Consider the following 1398-nt stretch of genomic DNA (forward strand, 5'->3'; position numbering starts at 1 on the left):
ATCTCAGTAAATTAAAGTATGAATATTTTATTGAAAAGCCCTTCGTTTGAGGGGCTTTTTGATTTTTAAGATGAGAACTCAACTGGTTTAAAAAAATTGAAAAACATAATTAATCGCTTTGCTTGGCGCGGACAAAATAACATTCTTCCTGCTGTGATTGCGGTGGTGCTGCTGATAATGCAGTTTGTCAACCCCTCCTTTCTCGCTGCGACCGGAGATGTGGGAGCGCTTTATGTCGTGTCGTTCGCGTCGTTCATCAGTTGTGGATATCTTTTTTCCCAGTCACGATATTTTTTTTTGTCGGATGGGCACACTTGGGGATTTGCTTTCTGGCTGCTTTTTTTTATGGGTTCTTTTTATGCTGCTTACAGTATATGGTCTTTTTATTTACTTGGGGTTTTAGGGGTTTATCTTCTAGTTTTTTTTCTGATCACTAACTTTTCCCGCGTCCGGCATGATTTCATTGAAACCTTCATCGATGTCTTTTTACTTTTTGGACTGTTGGCTGCCCTACTCGGCTTATATGAGTATTTTTACTTTCACATATGCGGAGTAACGCAAACCCCCTTGATCCCCTATCTGCTTCCCGCTGATAACGATCCCCGCATTTCCGGGCCTTATGGGCAGTCAAATCTTTTCGCCCTTTTTTTATCCCTCACACTGCTCGTCTCTCTGTATCGTTATTTGCATAACTTTGTTAAGTACAGCTATCAACCGTCATGGATTGGTTTGCTTCGCTTTGTGCCAGTGCTTGTTGTCGCAACGTCCTTTTTTTTGACACGATCGAAAGGAGGCTTTCTTGGGCTCTTCCTGATCCTTTGTTTTATGCTTTGGTTGATTGTCAGTAAACGTTATTTGGCAGAAGATCACAGCGCACGCAAAGAATTTTTTTTAATTTTAATGTCCCTTGCGGTCGCCTTTACTTTCTCCAGACTTGCCTTGGTTGTGGGAATTGAAGAAGTTGTTGCAACCCGCTCTTTTTCCGATACCGGTACCAACCCCTCTGGTCGTTTTGTCTTTTGGACCAGCGCCATCCTGATTTTTCTTGATCACCCATGGTTGGGTGTGGGACTCGATAACTATCGTTTCCTGATGAACGGTTATGGGCCGGTAGCGCATGATCTGCTCGGTTTTGTCGAATTCGAAGCGATGAAGTCCACTTTATGGGCTCATAACGAATATTTGCAACTGCTGGCCGAAGGGGGCATTTTTCTTTTTGGACTGGTACTGTTTTTTCTTTTCTTTTTTTTCAAAAAGATCTGGACATATTGCATCAGGCCAGCACATATTGATAGGCCACTTTTCCTCTACAGCCACCTGTTTCTGGTGCCTTTCCTGATTCAGTCCCAATTTTCGTGGCCGTTGCGACATCCTGCCCTGCTCCTTCTTTTTGTCACC

1 protein-coding gene is annotated in these 1398 nt (G+C 43.2%); it reads left to right on the forward strand.

Going from position 1 to position 1398, the window contains the following annotated elements; all coding sequences use genetic code 11:
• Positions 1 to 96: 96 nt before the first annotated feature.
• Positions 97 to 1398, forward strand: a 1302-nt coding sequence (locus AC6F7T_RS03020; protein WP_500716494.1) for an O-antigen ligase family protein, incomplete at its 3' end; no start/stop codon positions are given.

It is taken from the genome of Pelovirga sp., from assembly GCF_059864205.1.